The organism is Collinsella aerofaciens, assembly GCF_002736145.1.
In the GTDB taxonomy this organism is placed as follows: domain Bacteria; phylum Actinomycetota; class Coriobacteriia; order Coriobacteriales; family Coriobacteriaceae; genus Collinsella; species Collinsella aerofaciens_A.
The window spans coordinates 753,486-772,933 of sequence record NZ_CP024160.1 but is presented as its reverse complement, the minus strand read 5'-3'; the positions used below and the strand labels follow the sequence as shown (position 1 = coordinate 772,933).

General features: G+C 60.6%; 18 protein-coding genes. 15 read left to right on the top strand and 3 right to left on the bottom strand.

Annotated features, from left to right (window positions below):
• Nucleotides 1-79: 79 nt before the first annotated feature.
• From pyrH to CSV91_RS03410, 8 genes are read left to right on the top strand one after another with little or no spacing between them, the layout of a single operon-like run.
• Nucleotides 80-802, top strand: a complete 723-nt coding sequence (gene pyrH, locus CSV91_RS03445; protein ID WP_035138557.1) for a UMP kinase — start codon at nucleotides 80-82, stop codon at nucleotides 800-802.
• Nucleotides 803-804: 2 nt separating this feature from the next.
• On the top strand, nucleotides 805-1,341 hold the full coding sequence (frr, locus tag CSV91_RS03440) for a ribosome recycling factor (RefSeq protein WP_006236112.1): 537 nt from the start codon (nucleotides 805-807) through the stop codon (nucleotides 1,339-1,341).
• Between the two features lies 1 nt (nucleotide 1,342).
• A complete protein-coding gene (locus tag CSV91_RS03435) occupies nucleotides 1,343-2,137 on the top strand; it encodes an isoprenyl transferase (RefSeq protein ID WP_099431815.1) in 795 nt (264 codons plus the stop codon).
• Between the two features lie 2 nt (nucleotides 2,138-2,139).
• Nucleotides 2,140-3,039, top strand: a complete 900-nt coding sequence (locus CSV91_RS03430) for a phosphatidate cytidylyltransferase (protein ID WP_232049552.1) — start codon at nucleotides 2,140-2,142, stop codon at nucleotides 3,037-3,039.
• Entirely contained in the window at nucleotides 3,039-4,226 is a 1,188-nt protein-coding gene (gene dxr, locus CSV91_RS03425) for a 1-deoxy-D-xylulose-5-phosphate reductoisomerase (RefSeq protein WP_099431814.1), read from the top strand. The genes CSV91_RS03430 and dxr overlap by 1 nt, the downstream gene beginning before the upstream one ends.
• A gap of 25 nt (nucleotides 4,227-4,251) precedes the next feature.
• Complete coding sequence (locus CSV91_RS03420) at nucleotides 4,252-5,613, top strand: M50 family metallopeptidase (RefSeq protein WP_099431813.1); 1,362 nt, start codon at nucleotides 4,252-4,254, stop codon at nucleotides 5,611-5,613.
• 13 nt (nucleotides 5,614-5,626) lie between these two features.
• A complete protein-coding gene (gene ispG, locus CSV91_RS03415; protein WP_099431812.1) occupies nucleotides 5,627-6,709 on the top strand; it encodes a flavodoxin-dependent (E)-4-hydroxy-3-methylbut-2-enyl-diphosphate synthase in 1,083 nt (360 codons plus the stop codon).
• Nucleotides 6,710-8,431, top strand: coding sequence for a proline--tRNA ligase (locus tag CSV91_RS03410; RefSeq protein ID WP_232049551.1), 1,722 nt, complete (start codon nucleotides 6,710-6,712; stop codon nucleotides 8,429-8,431).
• 177 nt (nucleotides 8,432-8,608) lie between these two features.
• Here CSV91_RS03410 and CSV91_RS03405 read toward each other — a convergent pair whose 3' ends face one another.
• Both CSV91_RS03405 and adhE read right to left on the bottom strand, forming a co-directional pair.
• Nucleotides 8,609-9,373 (bottom strand): aminoglycoside phosphotransferase family protein, encoded by a 765-nt coding sequence (locus CSV91_RS03405; RefSeq protein ID WP_006236119.1) that lies wholly within the window; start codon nucleotides 9,371-9,373, stop codon nucleotides 8,609-8,611.
• A gap of 88 nt (nucleotides 9,374-9,461) precedes the next feature.
• A complete protein-coding gene (adhE, locus tag CSV91_RS03400; RefSeq protein WP_055250041.1) occupies nucleotides 9,462-12,110 on the bottom strand; it encodes a bifunctional acetaldehyde-CoA/alcohol dehydrogenase in 2,649 nt (882 codons plus the stop codon).
• A gap of 331 nt (nucleotides 12,111-12,441) precedes the next feature.
• Here adhE and CSV91_RS03395 point away from each other — a divergent pair, with 331 nt between their 5' ends.
• Nucleotides 12,442-13,218 (top strand): transposase, encoded by a 777-nt coding sequence (locus CSV91_RS03395; protein ID WP_099431811.1) that lies wholly within the window; start codon nucleotides 12,442-12,444, stop codon nucleotides 13,216-13,218.
• Nucleotides 13,219-13,437: 219 nt separating this feature from the next.
• On the opposite strand, the gene rpmB is transcribed toward CSV91_RS03395, so the two are convergent.
• Entirely contained in the window at nucleotides 13,438-13,626 is a 189-nt protein-coding gene (gene rpmB / locus CSV91_RS03390) for a 50S ribosomal protein L28 (protein ID WP_022094725.1), read from the bottom strand.
• A gap of 451 nt (nucleotides 13,627-14,077) precedes the next feature.
• Between rpmB and pyrR the strand changes: the two genes are divergently transcribed.
• The 6 genes from pyrR (at nucleotide 14,078) to pyrF (ending at nucleotide 19,401) form a co-directional block, all read left to right on the top strand.
• Nucleotides 14,078-14,662: a bifunctional pyr operon transcriptional regulator/uracil phosphoribosyltransferase PyrR gene (gene pyrR, locus CSV91_RS03385; protein WP_006236123.1), complete on the top strand. Its 585-nt coding sequence runs from the start codon at nucleotides 14,078-14,080 to the stop codon at nucleotides 14,660-14,662.
• A gap of 4 nt (nucleotides 14,663-14,666) precedes the next feature.
• Nucleotides 14,667-15,611, top strand: a complete 945-nt coding sequence (locus CSV91_RS03380) for an aspartate carbamoyltransferase catalytic subunit (RefSeq protein WP_035138537.1) — start codon at nucleotides 14,667-14,669, stop codon at nucleotides 15,609-15,611.
• Nucleotides 15,595-16,884, top strand: coding sequence for a dihydroorotase (locus tag CSV91_RS03375; RefSeq protein WP_099431810.1), 1,290 nt, complete (start codon nucleotides 15,595-15,597; stop codon nucleotides 16,882-16,884). The genes CSV91_RS03380 and CSV91_RS03375 overlap by 17 nt, the downstream gene beginning before the upstream one ends.
• Before the next feature lie 116 nt (nucleotides 16,885-17,000).
• A complete protein-coding gene (locus CSV91_RS03370; protein ID WP_099431809.1) occupies nucleotides 17,001-17,768 on the top strand; it encodes a dihydroorotate dehydrogenase electron transfer subunit in 768 nt (255 codons plus the stop codon).
• A 14-nt stretch (nucleotides 17,769-17,782) separates the two neighbouring features.
• Nucleotides 17,783-18,691, top strand: coding sequence for a dihydroorotate dehydrogenase (locus CSV91_RS03365; RefSeq protein WP_172622490.1), 909 nt, complete (start codon nucleotides 17,783-17,785; stop codon nucleotides 18,689-18,691).
• The gene (gene pyrF / locus CSV91_RS03360; protein WP_099431807.1) at nucleotides 18,685-19,401 is read left to right on the top strand and encodes an orotidine-5'-phosphate decarboxylase; all 717 of its coding nucleotides are present in this window, start codon (nucleotides 18,685-18,687) and stop codon (nucleotides 19,399-19,401) included. Before CSV91_RS03365 ends, pyrF begins: the two co-directional genes overlap by 7 nt.
• Nucleotides 19,402-19,448: the final 47 nt, after the last annotated feature.

Sequence of the window (19,448 nt, the reverse complement as noted above, 5' to 3'; positions counted from 1 at the left end):
TTACTCACAGCCTGCTTTTTCATGGCTCTTATCAGAGCCTTTGATATCATATTGAGAGTCTAATTAAAGGAGGATCGCTTTGTCCGACATCCGATATAAACGCGTGCTTCTTAAGCTTTCCGGCGAAGCACTGATGGGCGACGGCCAATATGGCATCGACCCCAAGGTTACCGACCATCTTGCCAAGCAGGTCAAGGAGCTGCTCGCCGTTGGCCATGAGGTCGGCGTCGTTGTCGGCGGTGGCAATATTTTCCGCGGCATGGCAGGCGCTGCCGGTGGCATGGAGCGTGCTCAGGCCGACTACATGGGCATGCTGGCAACCGTTATGAACGCGCTCGCCCTGCAGGATGCCTTCGAGCACAACGATGTTCCCTGCCGCGTGATGAGCGCTATCCAGATGAACGAGATCTGCGAGCCCTATATTCGTCGCCGCGCTATCAACCATCTGTCCAAGGGCAACGTCGTCATCTTCGCTGCCGGTTCGGGCAATCCGTACTTTACGACCGACACCGCCGCGGCTCTTCGTGCGTGCGAGATTGGCGCCGAGATTCTGATTAAAGCCACCAAGGTTGACGGCATCTACGACAAAGATCCCGTCAAGTGCGCCGATGCCGTCCGTTTTGACAAGATTACCTATCACGAGGTTCTCGTCCGCGGTCTGCAGGTTATGGATTCCACGGCTACGGCACTGTGTCAGGATAACCGTATGCCGATTTTGGTCCTCAACATCGATGGCGAGGACACCGTCAAGCGCGCGCTTTCGGGTGAGCCCGTCGGCACGCTCGTCTATCAGGAGGATTAAGCATGGCAGAGAACATCACCGCCCATATGGACAAGTCGCTCGAGTCCCTCAAGCATAACTTCTCCAAGGTTCGTACCGGCCGCGCCAACGCCAACATTCTGTCCGACATCACCGTTGATTATTACGGTGTCCCCACGCCGGTCACGCAGGTTGCCGCCGTCAAGACCCCCGAGGCTCACATGCTGCTCATCGAGCCGTGGGACAAGGCGCTCATCAACGCTATCGTCAAGGCCATCGGCGCTTCCGATCTGGGCATTACCCCCAACTCCGATGGCACCGTCGTTCGTCTGCCGTTCCCGGCCCCCACTGAGGAGCGCCGTCGCGAGCTCGTCAAGGAGTGCCGCGAGTACGCCGAGCAGGCCAAGGTGTCTATCCGTAACATCCGTCGCGACTTCAACAATAAGCTCGAGCGCGATGAGGAGCTCACCGAGGACGATGTCCGTCGCGAGCAGGCCAAGGTCCAGAAGCACACCGATGAGTATGTCGCCAAGGTCGAGGAGCTTCTGAAGGAAAAAGAAGCCGAGGTCATGGAGATCTAAGGTGCAATACGACGAGCATAAACTGGTCGAGTACTTTGCCGACGCCCCTGCGGGCGTCGGTTTTTCCGACCTTGACCTCAATAACATTCCGCACCATATCTCGTGCATCATGGACGGCAACGGTCGTTGGGCCACGTCGCGCGGTCTTGCACGCACCGAGGGTCATAAGGCAGGTATCGTCTCGCTGCGCGAGATCATTACCGCCTGCGTGCGCCTGGGCGTCGACGTGCTTTCTGCCTATGCATTTTCTACCGAAAACTGGAACCGTCCGCAGCATGAGGTCAACGTCTTGATGCATCTGTTTGCCAAGACGTTTATCGACGAGCTGCCGCTTCTGAAGCGCGAAAACGTGCGTGTTGTCTTTTTGGGTGACATTTCCGCGCTGCCCAAGAAGACCCGCGACGTTTTTGAACGCGGTCTTGCCGAGTGCGCCGATCACACCGGTATGACGCTGGCGCTTGCCGTCAACTACGGCGCGCGTGCCGAGATTACCCGCGCTGTCCGTCAGATTGCACTCGACGCTGCCGCCGGTAAGATCGATCCTGTCGCAATTGATGACGACATGGTGGCTTCCCACCTCTATACCGCCGGCCTTCCCGATCCTGAGCTTGTGATTCGCACCTCTGGTGAGCTGCGCCTTTCGAACTATCTGCTGTGGCAGGTGGCTTATTCCGAGTTCTATGTCACCGATACCTATTGGCCCGACTTTGATCGTTGGGGCCTTGTCGACGCCATTTTGGCCTATCAGGGCCGTGACCGTAGGTTTGGTGGTCTGAGCAAGACCGAGGAGGCTTAATCGTGTCCGATCGTCCCAAGGCAACTGCTCCCAAGACATCTGAGCGCAAGGCTGTCGCTGCGGGAGCGCCCGCAGCGAAGAATGGCACCGGTTCGTGGCTTGCGGGCTTTATTACCCGTGCCGCCGCCGGTATCGTTTATGCCGTTGTCTTTATCCTGTGCCTGGTTTTGGGTATCGTGCCCACTGCCATCTTTGTTTCTGTCATGAGCGGCCTGTGCTGCTTTGAGTTTTTCCGTATGACAAGGCTCGATGGCAAGATGGCTAACGAGCGCATGGGTATCGCTGCCGCCGTACTCTTTCCGCTGTCGGCGTTGGGCGATTCGATGTTGCTGAATGCCCTGCTTTTTGCCTTGATGCTCGCTGTGGGCATTTGGTATGTCTGGTCGCCGCGTACCCGTATCTCTGATGTGGCCGTGACGCTCATGGGCCCCATCTACACTGGCTTTATGCTGTCGGCTATCGTGCTCCTGCGCGATGCCGTGCCCGGTTTTGCCGGTGCCCTGCTTTCAGTGGGCGTTTGCGCGTCCCTTTGGGTCTCCGATTCGTTTGCCTACATCGTGGGCAGCCGTATCGGCAAGCACAAGATGGTTCCCAAGATCTCTCCCAAAAAGAGCTGGGAGGGGTTTGCCGGCGGCATCCTGGGCTCGGTTTTGATTTGGCTCATCCTGTGGGCGACGCACTTCTACAAGCTCAGCCTGCCCTATGCGTTGCTGTGCGGCGTGGTCGTGTCCATTCTGGGCGTTATCGGCGACCTTATCGAGTCGCGCATCAAGCGCGGTGTGGGCGTCAAGGATTCCGGCAACCTTATCCCGGGCCACGGCGGCATGCTCGATCGTAGCGACTCGCTTATCTTCGGCTGCATCACCGCGCAGCTGTTGCTGATGATCGGAGGCGTGCTGTAATGTCCTTCCAGACGACGTATGGCCCCGATGGACGCCTTCGCGTTGCCATCCTGGGTTGTACGGGCTCTATCGGCACACAGGCGCTCGATGTGTGCCGCCAGCATGCCGATCGCCTGCAGGTGACGGCGCTGTCCGTTAACTCCAGTACCTCCGAGCTCGTTGCCGCTGCCCGCGAGTTCTCGGTTCCGGCGGTTGCCGTGGCCGATGTCGATCATGGCGATGACGCCGTGCTGCAGGAGTTGCCCGAGGGAACGAAGCTCGGCGTTGGCGCGCAGGCGGTTTGCGAGCTCGCGTGTCGCGACGATGTCGACTGCGTGCTTGTCGCTATTGTGGGCGCCGCCGGTCTCGAGGCGAGCCATGCGGCCTTGACCTCGAATAAGCGCCTTGCCCTTGCCAACAAGGAGTCCCTCGTCGTCGGTGGCGACTTGCTTATGCCGTTGGCGCAACCGGGCCAGCTTATTCCGGTCGACTCTGAGCATTCCGCCATCTACCAGTGCTATCTGGGGGAGAACCCGCGCGAGGCCCACTGCATTTGGCTCACCTGCTCGGGCGGTCCGTTCTTTGGCCGCACGCGCGACGAGCTCGATCGCGTGACGCGTGCCGATGCCCTCGCGCATCCCACGTGGGCCATGGGTGCCAAGATCACCATTGACTCTGCCACCCTCATGAACAAGGGTCTGGAGCGCATTGAGGCCATGCATCTGTTTAACTGCGACCTCGATTTCATTAACGTGGTCGTGCAGCGTCAGTCCAAGATTCACTCTATGGTCGAGTTCGCCGACGGCTCCGTGATGGCGCATCTCGGTGCATCCGACATGCGTATTCCCATCCAGTTCGCGTTCTCGTATCCCGAGCGTTGGGATACCCCGGCGCCTCGTATCGATTTCCGCGAGCTGGGGCAGCTCACGTTTGATGCTGCCGACATGGATACCTTCCGCTGTCTGGCACTGGCCGAGCGTGCCGGCAAGACGGGTGGCACCATGCCGTGCGTGCTCAATGCCGCCAACGAGGTCGCCGTCGATGCCTTCCTGCACGATGGCTGCAGCTTTACCGATATCGATCGCATTGTGGAATCCTGCATGGACGCCCACGATATGCAGGCGGTCGATTCGTTTGAGCAGCTTCGCGACATCGATTCGTGGGCGCGTGAAAAAGCTGCGCAGGTGCTCGCCGCAACCCGTTCCTAACCCATAAGGATTGCTTTTTCGTTTTATGGATACTGTTCTGAGCGTTCTCTCATCGGTCTTTTGGGGCCTGCTGATGCTTTCCGTCCTCGTGTTTTTGCACGAGGGCGGCCACTTTTTGGCGGCGCGTGCCTGCGGCGTCCGTGTGACCGAGTTCTTTTTGGGTCTGCCGTGCCGCTTTGACATCCATTACACGTCGCGTCGCATTGGAACCAAGTTTGGCGTGACCCCGCTGCTGCTGGGTGGCTACGCTGCCATCTGCGGTATGGATCCGACCGATGTCTCGTGCGCCGATCGCGTGCTCGCGGCTATTTATCGTCATGGTCGCGTGACCGTGGCCGGCCTTGCTGTCGAGCTCGAGCTTTCCGAGGAGGATGTGCTCGAGGCATGCGCCCTTTTGCTGGGCTGGGGTTCCATCGCACCCTGGTATGAGGAAGGGGAGAAGCCCTCGCCGAGCTACTATCCCACCAAATATCAGACGTTGCCGCGAGACACGGCAGGCTATACCACCTTTGATGGTCGCCGTTTCGATCGCGAACATGCGACTGCCGAGGGCGATGTGTGGGAGCTGCCGTGCGGCGAGGCCGAGTTCCTTGCGCAAGAGCGCTCGCACACCTATCTTGGCCAAGGCTTTCTCAAGCGCGCCTTTATGCTGCTCGCGGGCATTATCGTCAATATCTTGACGGGCTTTTTGCTCCTTATGAGCATCTATTCCATTGCGGGTGTCACCGTGCCGATGGATACCAACGTGATCGGTCAGGTTGACGAGGGGTCTATTGCCGCCAAAGCGGGTATCGAGGCCGGTGATGCGATCCTTTCGGTTGACGGTGTCTCATGTTCCACTTGGATGGATGTCTACGACGCCATCGGCAAGGCCGCCGGTAAGGACGATATTGCTATTGAGTATGAGCGCGATGGCAAGCAGTGCTCGACCTCGGTCGCACTCAAAGAGAACGAACGCCTGGGCGTTTATGCCTCTACGCAGGTGGTTCGTTTGGACCCCATCACCTCGGCGCGCCTCTCCTTCTCCTATGTTGCGCAGACGGCGGAGGGCGTGCTACGCCTGCTCCAGCCGCAGCATACGATGGAGATCCTCGATCAGTCCTCCTCGATTGTGGGTATTAGCGTCATGTCTTCGCAGGCAGCTGCTGCCGGCCCCATCACGTTCTTGTCGTTTGCCGCGCTCATCTCGTTCTCGCTGGGCTTTATGAACTTGCTGCCTATCCCGCCGCTCGACGGCGGCAAGTTGGTCATCGAGATCATTCAAAAGATTACTGGCCGCGAGCTGCCTCTCAAGGTCCAGACGATTGTGAGCTATGTGGGCATCGCACTCTTCGCACTGCTGTTTGTCTATATGCTTCGTTCCGACATCCTTCGATTTATTCTGTAGGGGAGTGTTTGGATTGTCTCTATCCCATTCTTTGCCGCGCGAGCTGACGCGCCCCGTGCATGTGGGCGGCGTGCAGATCGGCGGCGGCGCGCCGGTCGTGGTTCAGTCCATGACTTGCACCGATACCGCCGATGCTCAGGCAACGCTTGGGCAGGTTCGCGCGTTGGCGCGCGCGGGCTGCGATATCGTGCGCGTGAGCGTGCCCACCGAGGCCGCTCTCGAGGGCTTCCGTACCATCTGTGCTGAGTCCCCGGTGCCGATTGTCGCCGATATTCACTTTAACCATAAGCTCGCCATCGGCGCCGTCGAGGCTGGTGCCGCCAAACTGCGCATCAATCCCGGTAATATCGGCGATTGGGCTAAGGTCGATGCCGTCATCGACGCTGCCGGCGCTGCGGGCTGTGCGATTCGCATCGGCGTTAATGCCGGCTCGCTCGAGCAGGATATCGCCGAGCGCGACGAGCTTACGCAGCCCGAGAAGCTCGTGATGTCGAGCGAGCGCTTTGTGCGGCACTTTGAGGACCGTGGGTTTACCAACATCGTGCTATCCGCCAAGGCCCATAGCGTACAGACGACGCTTGATACCTATCGAGCCCTGTCGCGCGAGATACCGCATGTTCCGCTCCACCTGGGCGTGACGGAGGCGGGGACCAAGCTTCAGGGCACCATCAAGAGCTCTGTAGGCTTGGGTATCTTGCTTTCCGAAGGCATCGGCGACACCATGCGTGTGTCGCTCACGGCCGATCCGGTTGAGGAGCCGCCGGTCGCCTGGGGAATTCTACAGTCGCTGGGCCTGCGTCGCCGTGGTCCCGAGATTGTCTCGTGCCCCACGTGCGCCCGCTGCCAGGTTAACCTCATTCCCATCGCCGAGGAGGTCACCGAGCGGCTTAAGAACTATTCCGCGCCGCTTTCGATCGCCGTGATGGGATGTGCGGTCAACGGCCCCGGAGAGGCATCTGACGCCGACCTGGGTGTTGCCTGCGGGCGTGGTCAGGGCCTGCTCTTTTCGCATGGCCAGATCATTGGTAAAGTAGCTGAGGATCAAATTGTCGACGCGCTGATGGCCGAGGTCGACAAACTTATTGAGGAGAAGTAAATGACTCGAGCAATGTATATGTCTAAGCTCTATGCGCCGACGCTTAAAGAGGATCCGGCGGACGCTGAGCTCGCCAGCCACCGCCTGCTGCTCCGTGCCGGCATGATCCGCAAGGAGGCTGCCGGTCTGTATTCCTATCTGCCGCTTGCTTGGCGCTCGATCCGCAAGATCGAGAACATCGTCCGCGACGAGATGGACGCTGCGGGCGCCCAGGAGCTCATGATGCCCATTATGGTCGACGCCGAGCTGTGGCGTGAATCCGGCCGTATCGATGCCTATGGCAAGGAGCTCGTGCGCTTTGATGACCGTCATGGTCGCGAGTTTGTGTTAGGCCCCACGCATGAGGAGACCGTCACGGCCCTGGTGCGCAACGAGCTGCGCTCCTATAAGCAACTGCCCGTCAACCTGTACCACATTCAGGACAAGTTCCGCGACGAGTTCCGTCCCCGCTTTGGCCTGATGCGCGGTCGCGAGTTCATCATGAAGGACGCCTACAGCTTCTCTGCTACGCAGGAGAGCCTGCAGGAGGAGTACGACAAGATGAAGCAGGCCTATGCCAACATTTGCGAGCGCTGCTGCATCAAGGCTCTGCCCGTTGTCGCCGACTCCGGCGAGATCGGTGGCGATACCTCCGTCGAGTACATGGCTTTGGCCGACGCTGGCGAGGCTTCGCTCGTCTACTGCGACGATTGCGGCTTCGCTGCTGATGACGAGGCGGCAAGCACCAAGGTCGTCGTGACCGAGGGCCCCGGCGACGGTACGCTCACCAAGGTCGAGACTCCGGGCATGGGCACCATCGAGGCCGTTGCCAAGTTCTTTGGCTTCCCCGAGAACGGTACGCGCAAGTCGCTGGCGTTGATCGATGCCGAGGGCAAGCCAGTCGTGGCCATTGTCCCGGGCGACCACGAGCTCAATGACTGCAAGGCCGAGCATGTCTTTGGCAAGGGCTATCGCATGATGACCGACGAGGAGCTTCAGGCGAACGGTCTGCACAAGGGCTTTATCGGACCGGTCAACCTGCCCGAGGGCATTCGTCTGGTCTGCGACGAGAGCCTGCGCGAGTCCAAGCAGTGGGCCTGTGGCGCCAACGAGGTCGACTATCACTTTACCGGTGCCTGCCCCGAGCGTGACTTTACCGTCGACGAGTGGGCCGATCTGGTTACCGTCGTCGCCGGTGATCCCTGTCCGCACTGCGGCAAGCCGCTCTCTGCTGCTCGCGGCATCGAGGTTTCCCAGGTCTTCCAGCTGGGCACCAAGTACTCCGAGGCCATGGGTGCCACCTTTATGGATGAGGACGGCAAGGAGAAGCCGCTTATCATGGGTTGCTACGGCGTGGGCGTGTCCCGCTCGCTTGCTGCCGTCGTGGAGCAGCACAACGACGAGCACGGTATCGTCTGGCCGGTTTCCGTTGCCCCGTACGAGGTCGCGGTGATTCCGCTCGATCCCAAGAAGGAGGAGTGCGCAACCGTCTGCGACCAAATCGTCGAGGGCCTGTGCGCCGAGGGTATCGAGGTCGTCGTCGACGACCGTGACGAGCGTCCCGGCTTTAAGTTTGCCGATAACGACCTTATGGGATTCCCGTATCAGGTGGTGCTTGGCAAGCGTGGCCTTAAGAATGGCACCGTTGAGCTCAAGGATCGTGCCACGGGCGAGCGCGAGGACGTGGCGATTGACGAGGTCGTCGCCAAGGTTGCCGAGCTTGTTAAGGCGGCCCGCCGTTAATCGACGATTTCGCTTGTAGTTCGATATACGGGACGGCCTCGCATTTCTCCAGATCGGGGAGATGTGGGGCCGTCCTTTTATCTTATGGCATCCTCGATATCTAAAAGGAAAACCCCACAGCCCATTCGAGCTGCGGGGTTTTCTTGTGCCTCCGATGCGAAATAAATCGCTCAGATATTACTGATAATCGACGACGTCGATCCAGTTCTTCAGGAACTCATCGTTCACGTTGCGCTTACGAGCGAGCTCGGAAGCGGCGACGATGCTCGTCCACTGACGCACGACCTGCATGGGCATGTCGGCGCGGTCGCAGTAGAGCTCCAGGTAGGCCTCAGCCTGGTCCTTGCTGTTGAGGGCGAAGAGCAGGTAGGTGGTGGCAACGTCGGCAGCAGGGGAGCCCTGGGTGGCGTGTGCCCAGTCGCACACATAGAGCTGGCCGTCGTCGCCGACGATGACGTTGGAGGGGTTGAAGTCGCCGTGGCAGACCTTGAACTCCTTGGTCATGCCGTCCAGACGCTCCTGTAGGTTGTAGCGCGTGGTGGCATTGAGCTGATCAAGGCTGTCGATCATGCGGGCGAACTTGTCGCGCTGACGGTTGAGCAGCGGGGAGGTGTAGCCGTGGATCTCGATCTGGAGGTCGACGAACATCTCGAGATACTCACCAAAGCGCTGGGGCTCGGCAGTCATCTTCTCGGCAAGGGTGGTGCCCGGAACCTTCTCGGTCACGAGCGCCCAGCCGTTGGCGTTCTCGAGCTGGGAAACCTCGAGAGCCTTGGGGCTGCGGATGCCGCACTCATTGATGCGGGCAAGATTCAAAGCCTCGTTGAACACGTCGGAGACAGGCTTGGTCTCGTTAAAGACCTTGACGATCTTGTCGCCCAGGTCGTAAACGACCTTGTTGCCACGGCGGACGAGCTCGGTCTTGGAATCGGGTAGCAGCATGGTTGCATCCTTTCAACGATGCGATAGAAGCGACGGCGGGGGTGTGTGAAACACCCGTGCACCCCCGCCGTTAAAAACCGTGCTAAAACTAGCAGACGGCGTAGTCCTGAGGCTCGCGGCCGTAGTAGGCGTCCAGGTAGAGCTCCTTGATCTCGCTCATGAGCGGGTAGCGCGGGTTGGCGCCGGTGCACTGGTCGTTGAATGCCTGCTCGGTCATCTCGTCGAGGGTGTCGAGGAAGTACTGCTCGTCAACACCGTAGTCGGCGATGGTCTTCTTGACGCCGATGAAGTCCTTGAGCTCCTCGAGCTTCGTGATGAAGTTCTCGAAGACCTCCTTGTCGTCCTTGCCCTCGATGCCGCAGTACTTGGCCATCTCGGCGTAGTTGTGCAGCGCGTTGGGGTAAGGATACTGGGAGAAGGTACCCATCTTGACGGGAGCCTCGGCGGCGTTGTAGCGCATAACGCGGGTCAGGATGACGGCGTTGGCGAGGCCGTGGGGCAGGTGATGGAAGGCGCCGAGCTTGTGGGCCATGGAGTGGTTGAGGCCCAGGAAGGCGTTGGCGAAGGCCATACCGGCCATGCAAGAGGCGTTGTGCATCTCCTCGCGGGCATGCGGGTCCTTGGCGCCGTTCGTGAAGCTGGAGGGCAGGTTCTCGAAGACGAGCTTAGCAGCGCGCTCGGAGAGGCCCTTGGTATAGTCGGAAGCCATGATGGAGACGTAGGACTCGATGGCGTGGGTCATGACGTCGATGCCGGAGGCAGCGGTCAGGCCGCGCGGGGCGGTCATGCAGTTGTCGGCGTCGACGATAGCCATGTTGGGGAGCAGCGCGTAGTCGGCGAGCGGCCACTTGATGCCGGTCTCCTTGTCGGTGATGATGGCGAACGGAGTGCACTCGGAGCCGGTACCCGAAGAGGTCGGGACGGCGACGAAGTAGGCCTTCTTGCCCATCTCGGGGAAGGTGAAGATACGCTTGCGGATGTCCATGAAGTCCATGGCCATGTCCTCAAACTTGCACTCGGGGTGCTCGTACATCATCCACATGATCTTGCCGGCGTCCATAGCGGAGCCACCGCCGACGGCGATGATGACGTCCGGCTCAAAGAGAGCCATCTGCTTGGCGCCGCGACGTGCGCACTGCAGCGACGGATCGGGCTCGACGTCGTAGAAGCAGTCGTGGGCGATGCCCATCTCGTCGAGCTTGGCCTCGATGGCGCGGGTGTTGCCATTCTTGAAGAGGAACTGGTCGGTGACGATGAAGGCGCGCTTCTTGCCCATGACGGTACCGAGCTCGTCGAGAGCGACGGGCGTGGAACCCTTCTTGAAGTAGACCTTCTCGGGAGCGCGGAACCACAGCATGTTCTCACGGCGCTCGGCCACAGTCTTAACGTTGATCAAGTGCTTCACCCCAACGTTCTCGGAGACGGAGTTGCCGCCCCAGGAGCCGCAGCCCAGGGTCAGAGACGGCTTCATGCCAAAGTTGTACAGGTCACCGATGCCGCCGTGCGAAGACGGGGTGTTGATGACGATACGGCAGGCCTTCATGACGTGCTCGAACAGGCTGATCTTCTCGGCCTGGGCGGGGTGCACGTACAGAGAGGCGGTGTGGCCCGGGCCACCGGCGAGCACCAGGTGCTCGGCCTTGTCGACGGCCTCCTGGAAGTCCTTGGCGTGGTACATGGCCAGGACCGGGGAGAGCTTCTCGTGGGAGAACTCCTCCTTGGCGGGGTCGGTGGAGGTGACCTCGGCGATCAGGATCTTGGTCTTGGCGGGAACCTCGATGCCGGCGAGCTCGGCGATCTTGGCGGCAGCCATGCCGGGGATGCGGTGATCGAGAGCGCCGTTCTTGAACATGGCGGCGCGCAGGGCCTCCATCTCGGCACCCTGCTTGACGAAGTAGCAGCCGCGCTTCTGGAACTCGGCCTTAACCTGGTCATAGATGGTGTCGATGACGGTCACGGACTGCTCGGAAGCGCAGATCATGCCGTTGTCGAAGGTCTTGGAGTGGATGATGGAGTTGACGGCGAGCAGCACGTCGGCGGTGTCGTCGATGACGACCGGGGTGTTACCGGCGCCAACGCCCAGGGCGGGCTTGCCCGAGGAGTAAGCGGCCTTGACCATGCCCGGGCCACCGGTGGCGAGGATGATGTCGACGTCGCGCATGACCATGTTGGTCAGCTCGATGGAGGGGACATCGACCCAGCCGATGATGCCCTCGGGGGCGCCGGCCTTGACGGCGGCGTCAAGCACGAGCTTGGCAGCGGCGATGGTGCACTTGGCGGCTGCCGGGTGCGGGGAGATGATGATGGCGTTGCGGGTCTTCAGGCTGATCAGCGTCTTGAAGATCGCGGTGGAGGTGGGGTTGGTCGTCGGGATGACGGCGCCCACGATACCGATGGGCTCGGCGATCTTGGTGATGCCGTAGGCCTCGTCGCGCTCCAGGACACCACAGGTCTTGGTGTTCTTGTAAGCGTTGTAGATGTACTCTGCGGCGTAGTGGTTCTTGATGACCTTGTCCTCAAGAACGCCGCGGCCGGTCTCCTCGATGGCCATCTTCGCCAACGGGATACGAGCCTTGTTGGCGGCCATGGCGGCCTCATAGAAGATCTTGTCGACCTGCTCCTGCGTGTACGTAGCAAAAAGCGCCTGGGCCTCTCGCATCTGAGCGAGCTTAGCCTCAAGCGCCTCTACGTTGTCCACAATTGCGGGAGTAGTGTTTTCCGGTGACTTTTTCACCATTTGTGTCTCCTTGCGATCGGAGATTTACCCTACGCCTTGCATGATAGCAAGAAATTATTCGGCGAACGGTCAGATTCCTCTAAAAGGCACACTAAAACGCTTCAATAAACTGAAGCGTTTTAACTAAAACTATCTGCCAGTGCATCGCCCCGCTCATTGGGGACAGACTTACATGAGTGCTTTCACGCATTTGGGACAGACATCGATTTGTCATTTTGTCGTTTTGGGCATGTTTTTGTCGTTCATTGTATATAAATAGGTCACAGGCTCAGCATTTTGCGTTGCTTCTCTCCTTTTAGGTGTTGCCTGATCAGTTTTGAAAGGAGAGATCATGCCCCGATGCGCCCGCGAAATTTCGCTCACCGGCTATTATCACGTCTTTGACCGCGGCAACTCCAAACAGATCATTTTTGAAGATGATTCCGACCGTTATCGTTTTCTATCGGACATCTCGGACAGGTTTGCCTGCCATGACGTGGCGGTTTTGGCCTGGTGCCTTATGGACAACCACTTCCATTTGATGGTTGATGACCCGTATGACAACCTTTCAAAGGCAATGCAGTGCGCACTGACGGCATATGCTAAGTATTTCAATGGGAAAACGGGGAGAACGGGTCATCTGTTTGACAATCGCTATTCGCGGGTTGCGGTTGAGTCAGACACGCAGGCAGTGCAGCTGCTCGATTATATCCATCTCAATCCCGTAAAAGGCGCGCTCGACTCGCTCGATGCCTACCGCTGGTCAAGCTTCAGGGCATACCAGCTGGGCTACGATCCCTTTGACATCTGTGATGCGGCCCCCATGCTCGATATTGTCGGGGGTTCCCGTCGCTATTGCGAGCACCTTAAGGAAGTTGCCGGGCGGATCTGGTCAGTGGAGGTTCTTCCACGCCGGCGGATCCCCGATGAGGAGGCCCTTTCCGTTGCGCGCGAAGTCCTGCCGAGCATAGATCCTGCGCTGCTCAAGGCCCTGCCACGCCCCGAACGCGATGCCTGTCTGCTGAGGCTTAGGCGGGCGCATCTCACGGTCAAGCAAATTGCCCGCATCACCGGTATCGGCGCTACAAGCGTGACCAAGGCCACCACTGGCTGGAACGAGGCTGCCTGAGGTATGGATTGGGACCGTTCGATGCACTGTTAGCTTAGGAAAGCACTCATCTAAGTCTGTCCCCAATGCGTGAAAGCACTCATGTTAGTCTGTCCCCAATGAGTGCCCAATGAGTGCAAAAAACGCGCCCTCCGTAGGGGAGGGCGCGTTTGGTAAGTTCTATGTGAACGCGAGGTCTTTGACCCGGAGAGTCCGAGGTACTTGTTGGTAAGACCTTATTTAGGAGCGCGCAACCTTGCCGGACTTGAGGCAGGTGGAGCAAACGTTCATCTTGCGACGGTGACCATCGACGACGACGTAGACGCGCTGGATGTTGGGGCGGAACTTACGGTTGGTGACGCGGTGAGAGTGGCTGATGGAGCGACCGGCAACGGGGTGCTTACCGCAAACTTCGCAAACTTTGGACATAACTGACCCTCCTTGGGCGACAAACGAACATGTCGCGTTAACAAACAAGCCTGAACTATAGCACAGAAGCAGCTCCCTGTGCGTAATCTACACAGAGATATTCCTCTTTTGGCGATAGTGCTCACGCCACGGCCCTGGACGTAGATCCGATTTGCGTGCAGCAGAGGGGATTATGCCAGCTCGTGCGTGCGTTTTCAAGCTCGTCCCACAAATATATATAGGTTTATTGAGCGTAGGGCTCCGTTTACGGATTGCTCTGTATTTATGCTCGCAATTAAGCTCAAGGTTGGCTACACTATCCCTTGACCATTAAAGGGGTACGAGATACCCACATGGAATTACATAGCTGCCAAAGAGCAGCCCTTCCTGTGGGTGTCTGGTCCGCTTTGAGCGGTCGGGCATCTATTTTTTTGACTGTGTCAGCAGTCAAGACATGTGAGGAAGGAGATCGATGGGCACGACTTCCCCCAAGGCGGTCATCATGGACGAGACCGCCGTCAATCGAGCGATGACCCGCATCGCGCACGAGATTCTCGAGCGCAACGAGGGCTGTGAAGACCTCGCTCTGGTCGGCATCGTCACGCGCGGCGACCTTCTGGCAAAGAAGCTCGCCGAGGAGATCAAGGAGATCGAGGGCGTCGACGTTCCGCTCGGCAGCCTCGACATCAGCTTCTATCGCGATGACTATGCGACCAATTTCGCTCCCGCGATCCACGCCACCAACATTCCCTTCAGCGTCGACGGCAAGCGCGTCGTGCTGGTGGACGACATCCTGTATACGGGTCGTACCATTCGCGCCGCTCTGGACGCCGTCATGGACCTGGGCCGTCCGAGCCGCATCGAGCTGGCGGTCCTCGTTGACCGCGGCCACCGTGAGCTCCCCATCTCGCCGGACTTTGTCGGCAAGAACGTTCCCTCGTCGCATGAGGAGAACGTGCACCTATATATGAAGGAAGTCGACGGCCACACCGCTGTCGAGATTAACGACGTCGCGCCGGGTTCCCATGTGGGCTCCGCGCCGCTGGGAGGTGAGTAGTACCGTGGCGTTCAACCATAAGCACCTGATCGACATTACCGAGTACTCCGAAGAGGACATCAAGCTCATCCTCGAGACCGCCAAGGCGTTCTCCGAGGTCAACGAGCGTGCGATCAAAAAGGTCCCCACGCTCAAGGGCAAGACCATCGTCAACATGTTTAACGAGCCCTCGACGCGCACGCGCAGCTCCTTCGAGCTTGCCGAGAAGCGTCTTTCGGCCGACAGCCTCAACTTTGGCGGCTCCTCGACCTCCACGGTCAAGGGCGAGAGCCTCGTCGATACCGTCGAGACCCTCAACGCCTATAAGATCGACTGCATCGTCGTGCGCGACAAGCACGCCGGCGCGCCCTACATCGTCACGCAGAACTCGCCCGCGAGCGTCATCTGCGCCGGCGACGGCAAGCACAACCACCCCACGCAGGCCCTGCTCGACCTGTACACCATCTGGGAGCACAAGGGCGACTTCCACGGTCTGAAGGTCGCCGTCGTCGGCGATATTGCGCACTCCCGTGTCTGCGGCTCGCTGATCCCCGCCCTTAAGATCATGGGCTGCGAGACCTACGCCGTCGCCCCCGGCACGCTGCTGCCGCCGGCGCCCGAGGTCCTGGGCTGCGACCACGTGACGAGCGACCTCGATTCCGTCCTGCCCGAGCTGGACGTCGTCTACATGCTGCGCGTGCAGCAGGAGCGCCTCGAGGGCGCTCCGTTCCCGACCATTCGTGAGTACCACAAGCTCTTCGGCCTGACCAAGGACCGCGAGAAGCTCATGAAGCCCGACGCGATCATTTGCCACCCGGGCCCCATCAACCGCGGCGTTGAGTTCGACTCCTATATGGCCGACCACCCGCAACGCTCCGTCATCCTGGAGCAGGTCTACGCCGGTATCTGCGTGCGTATGGCTATCCTGTATCTGCTGCTTGGAGGTGCCGATAATGGCCTTGCTTCTTAAGAATGCCCACGTCGTCGACCCGTCCGTCGAGCTTGACGGTGTCGTTGACGTCCTTATCGACGGCGACAAGATCGCCGAGGTCGGTGAGAACCTCGCCGCCGAGGGAGCCGAGGTCCGCGACCTTTCCGGCAAGTACCTCGTCCCCGGCCTGGTGGATATGCACGTGCATCTGCGCGAGCCCGGCTACGAGGTCAAAGAGGACATCGAGAGTGGTACCCGCGCTGCTGCCAAGGGCGGCTTCACCGGTGTGTGCGCCATGCCCAACACCGATCCCGTCACCGATAACGGCACCGTCGTGGAGTTCGTCAAGTCCCGCGCTGCCGAGGTCGGTCACTGCCGCGTCTATCCGTCGGGCGCCATGACCCGCGGTCTTAAGGGCGAGGCCATGTCCGAGATGGGCGATATGGTCGCCCACGGCGCCGTCGCCTTCACTGACGACGGTCGCGGCGTGCAGGGCGCGGGCATGCTCCGTCGCTGCATGGACTACGGCAAGATGTTCGGCAAGGTCTTTATGAGCCACTGCCAGGACGAGGACCTGGTCGGTCACGGCCAGATCAACGAGGGCAAGGTCTCGACCCGTCTGGCTCTCGAGGGCTGGCCGGCTGCCGGCGAGGAGCTCCAGATCGCCCGCGACATCGAGATCGCCAAGCTGACCGGTGCCAAGCTGCACATCCAGCACATCTCCACCGCCCATGGCCTGGAGATCGTGCGTGCCGGTAAGGCCGCTGGCGTTCAGGTTACCTGCGAGGCCACCCCGCACCACATGTTCCTGACCGAGAACGATCTGGACGAGACCTACAACACCTCGCTCAAGGTCAATCCGCCGCTGCGTACCGAGGAGGATGCCGAGGCCATCCGCCAGGGCGTTATCGACGGCACCGTCGACGCTATCGTCACCGATCACGCTCCCCACACCCCGTGGGAGAAGGCCCGTGAGTTCGAGCTTGCGCCCTTCGGCATGATCGGCCTCGAGACCTCGCTGTCGCTCGTACTCACCGAGCTGGTCAACACGGGCAAGATGAGCATGGGCCGCATGGTCGAGCTCATGGCCATCAAGCCGCGTGAGATCCTGGGCCTCGACCAGGTTCAGGTCAAGGCGGGCTCCGTTGCCGACCTGACCGTCTTCGACGCGTCCGCCACCTGGACGGTCGGCGAGGACGGCTACGAGTCGCGTGCCGAGAACTCCGGTTTTGCCGGCCGCACGCTCACCGGTCGTGCCACCGATGTGTTTGTCGGCGGTAAACAGACGCTTGCCGACGGCTGCATCTGCTAGCATAGCCTTATCGCTTTTGTGCGCGGCGCCCTTGCGGTGCCGCGCTTTCTGTTCGCCTGAACCATGCAACCGCATGGGGGATTGGAGCGTCTATGCCCACACCTTCCACTGCACGCATGCACGACTTCGAGGTCGTCTCGAACCAGGAGATCGCCGACGGCATCTTCTCGCTCGTTATCTCGGCCCCCAAGCTTGCAAGTGCGCTCAAGCCCGGTCAGTTTGTGAACATTGCCGTGCCCGGCGATGCGTCCTCGCTGCTTCGCGTGCCCCTGAGCTTCTATCGCGCCGACGCCCAGGCCGGCACCGTCGAGCTGTGGTACGCCGTCGTGGGCGACGACACCCGTCGTCTGTCGCAGATGGCCCCCGGTTCCACCTCTAATCTGCTGGGCCCTGGCGGCCGCGGCTGGCTTGTGCCCGAGGGCACCAGGAAGGCGCTGCTCGTTGCGGGCGGCATCGGTGTTCCGCCCGTGCTGTGCCTTGCCGGCATGCTCGTCGAGCAGGGTGTGGCCGTCGACGTGTGCCTGGGCTTTGGCACCGCGTCCAAGGCCGTGGGCGTCGATGAGTTCCGCGCGCTGGGCGCCACGGTCAACGTGTGCACCGACGACGGCTCGCTCGGCACGCACGGTTTTTGCACCGACCCGGCAGCCGAGCTGCTTGGAGAGGGCGGCTACGACTATGTGGCCAGCTGCGGCCCCGCTGTCATGATGAAGAAAGTTGCCGCCGCTGCCGCCGAGGCCGGTGCGTACTGCGAGGTGTCGCTCGAGCGCATGATGAGCTGCGGTTTTGGCGCCTGCAACACCTGCAATGTCGAGACGGTCGACGGTATGAAGGGTGCCTGCATGTGCGGCCCCGTGTTCGATGCTTCCAAGGTGGTGGTCTTCTAGTGGGTACCGTGAACATGGCCGTCGATTTCGGCGGCGTCAAGATGCAGAACCCCATCAACACCGCAGCCGGTACCTTTGGCTACGGTTGGCAGTTCCAGAACTTCTTTGATGTTTCCCAGCTGGGCGCCATCACCACCAAGGGTTGTGCTGCCGAGCCCTGGCCCGGCAATCCCGCACCCCGCATGGCCGAGATTCCCGGCGGTATGATCAACTCCGTGGGCCTTCAGAACCCCGGCGTGGCCGCCTTTGCCCGCGAGTCCGGTCCGTGGCTCGAACAGCTGTCCAAGGACGGCTGCCAGGTCATCTGTCAGGTTGCCGGCCACTCCGTTGACGAGTTTGTCCGCGCACTCGAGATGTATGTCGAGCTGTGCCCCTGGGCTGCCGGCTACGAGATCAACGTGAGCTGCCCTAATATTGCCGCCGGCGGTGCCGCCATGGGATCAACGCCCGAGGGCGCCTCTTCCGTTATGGCTGCCTGCCGCAAGGTGACCGATAAGCCGCTGTTCGTAAAGATGGCTCCGGTCAACGTTGCCGAGATCGCCAAGGCCCTCGAGGCTGCCGGTGCCGACGGCCTTTCGGTCATCAACTCCATCCAGGGCATGGCCATCGACGTCCATACCCGCAAGTCCCGCGTGGCCAAGCCCAAGGGCGGCCTTTCGGGCCCGCTGTGCCACCATATCGCCGTGCGCATGGTCTGGGAGGTTGCCCAGGCCGTCGATATCCCCATCAACGGTGTCGGCGGTGTCATGACCGGCGAGGATGCGGCTGAGTTTATCTTGGCCGGTGCCACCTGCGTGTCGGTCGGCATGGCCAACTTCGTCGATCCGTGTGCTTCGCTTAAAATCGCGCATGAGCTCGAGGCCTGGGCCGAGTCCCAGGGCGTGAATGACATCAACGAACTGGTAGGTGCTTTCGAATGCTAGAGACCGATGCCCGCGACCGTGTTATCGTCGCCCTCGACTGCGACCGTGAGCGCGCGCTCGAGCTCGCCCACCAGCTTTCGGGCCATGCCGCCTGGCTCAAGGTCGGCATGACGCTCTATTACGCTGAGGGTCCCCAGATCGTCAAGACCTTTAAGGACCTTGGCTTTAAGGTCTTCCTCGACCTTAAGTTCCATGACATTCCGCATCAGGTGCGCGGCGCTGCCCGCTCGGCCTCGCTTGCCGGTGCCGACCTGCTTTCGGTCCACGGCCTGGGCTCGGGTGCTATGCTCGCTGCCTGCCGCGAGGGTGCCGAGGAGGCGCGTGAGGACCGCGCCAAGCTCGTCGCCATCACCGTGCTCACGAGCATGAATCAGGATGCCTTGAGCGAGATCGGCGTCGAGTCGCCCGTGGCCGAGGAGGCCGCCCGCTTGGCAAAGCTTGCTCAGGCCAACGGCATCGATGGCATCGTGTGTTCGCCGATGGAGGCTCATGACATGCGTGAGCTGCTGGGCCCCGATGCCCTGATCGTGACTCCGGGTGTGCGTCCGGTGGGTGCCGCCCTTGGTGACCAGTCCCGCGTGGCGACGCCTTCCCAGGCTATCGAGCGTGGCGCAAGCCACATTGTGGTGGGCCGTCCCATCACCGGTGCCGACGATCCGGTTGCCGCCTTTGACGCCATCGTCGCCGAGCTGGTCGAAAACGTCGCGTAAAAGATTCCCCTAAGTCACCACTTTTGGGTCTCATTAGCACAAAATAG

Excerpts from the sequence above, each read along its gene's own strand:
- frr (WP_006236112.1), top strand. The coding sequence starts at position 805 with ATGGCAGAGAACATCACCGCCCATATGGACAAGTCGCTCGAGTCCCTC.
- dxr (WP_099431814.1), top strand. The coding sequence starts at position 3,039 with ATGTCCTTCCAGACGACGTATGGCCCCGATGGACGCCTTCGCGTTGCC.
- CSV91_RS03420 (WP_099431813.1), top strand. The coding sequence starts at position 4,252 with ATGGATACTGTTCTGAGCGTTCTCTCATCGGTCTTTTGGGGCCTGCTG.
- CSV91_RS03410 (WP_232049551.1), top strand. The coding sequence starts at position 6,710 with ATGACTCGAGCAATGTATATGTCTAAGCTCTATGCGCCGACGCTTAAA.
- CSV91_RS03405 (WP_006236119.1), bottom strand. The coding sequence starts at position 9,373 with ATGCTGCTACCCGATTCCAAGACCGAGCTCGTCCGCCGTGGCAACAAG.
- adhE (WP_055250041.1), bottom strand. The coding sequence starts at position 12,110 with ATGGTGAAAAAGTCACCGGAAAACACTACTCCCGCAATTGTGGACAAC.
- CSV91_RS03395 (WP_099431811.1), top strand. The coding sequence starts at position 12,442 with ATGCCCCGATGCGCCCGCGAAATTTCGCTCACCGGCTATTATCACGTC.
- rpmB (WP_022094725.1), bottom strand. The coding sequence starts at position 13,626 with ATGTCCAAAGTTTGCGAAGTTTGCGGTAAGCACCCCGTTGCCGGTCGC.
- pyrR (WP_006236123.1), top strand. The coding sequence starts at position 14,078 with ATGGGCACGACTTCCCCCAAGGCGGTCATCATGGACGAGACCGCCGTC.
- CSV91_RS03375 (WP_099431810.1), top strand. The coding sequence starts at position 15,595 with ATGGCCTTGCTTCTTAAGAATGCCCACGTCGTCGACCCGTCCGTCGAG.
- CSV91_RS03370 (WP_099431809.1), top strand. The coding sequence starts at position 17,001 with ATGCACGACTTCGAGGTCGTCTCGAACCAGGAGATCGCCGACGGCATC.
- CSV91_RS03365 (WP_172622490.1), top strand. The coding sequence starts at position 17,783 with ATGGCCGTCGATTTCGGCGGCGTCAAGATGCAGAACCCCATCAACACC.
- pyrF (WP_099431807.1), top strand. The coding sequence starts at position 18,685 with ATGCTAGAGACCGATGCCCGCGACCGTGTTATCGTCGCCCTCGACTGC.